The 729-nt window shown below is 66.9% G+C and carries 1 pseudogene; it reads left to right on the top strand.

Going from position 1 to position 729, the window contains the following annotated elements:
* A pseudogene (locus tag HCC78_RS32920) lies at nucleotides 1–644 on the top strand (IS66 family transposase); the annotation flags it as partial.
* Between the last annotated feature and the right edge of the window lie 85 nt (nucleotides 645–729).

Raw genomic sequence — 729 nt, 5'->3', positions numbered from 1 at the left:
GTCTCTCCGAGCACCTGAAGGCCTCGACCAAGCTCTTCATGGACGAAACAACGGCGCCGGTGCTGGATCCGGGGCGCGGGAAAACGAAAACGGGATATCTCTGGGCGCTCGCCCGGGACGACCGGGGATGGGGCGGCGACGACCCGCCCGGCATCGTCTATTTCTACGCCCCCGGCCGCGGCGGCGAGCACGCCGAGACGTTTCTGAATGGCTTCGACGGCATCCTGCAGCTCGACGGCTATCCAGGCTACAACCGGCTAACGCGCCCCTCCCGAAGGGGCGGCGCTCCGGTCACGGTCGCGCATTGCTGGGCACACGCAAGGCGCAAGCTGAAGGAGGTCTTCGACCGCGACGGGTCCGAGATCGCCGCCGAGGGCCTCCGCCGGATCGCCGAATTCTACCGGATCGAGGCGGAGATCCGCGGCATGGGCCCCGGCCAGCGCCTCTCGGCCCGCCAGGCCCGCACCGCGCCCTTGGTCGCAGCCTTCGGCACCTGGCTGCAGGACCAGCGGCGCCGGGTCTCGGCGAAATCCCGGCTGGGCGAGAAGCTGACCTACATCCACAACCACTGGGACGGCCTGCAGACGTTCCTGAATGACGGTCGCGTCGAGATCGACTCCAATTCCGTGGAGAACCGTATGCGATGTCCCGGCCCCACCTGTTTGTGAGGCGGCGGTTCTGAGATCTCATTTCCAGCGATAGGCAGGGAGTGACTTTCTCAATGAGCGC

Source organism: Mangrovicoccus sp. HB161399 (assembly GCF_013184745.1).
In the GTDB taxonomy this organism is placed as follows: Bacteria; Pseudomonadota; Alphaproteobacteria; order Rhodobacterales; family Rhodobacteraceae; genus Mangrovicoccus.
This window is presented reverse-complemented; position numbering and strand designations above follow the sequence as displayed.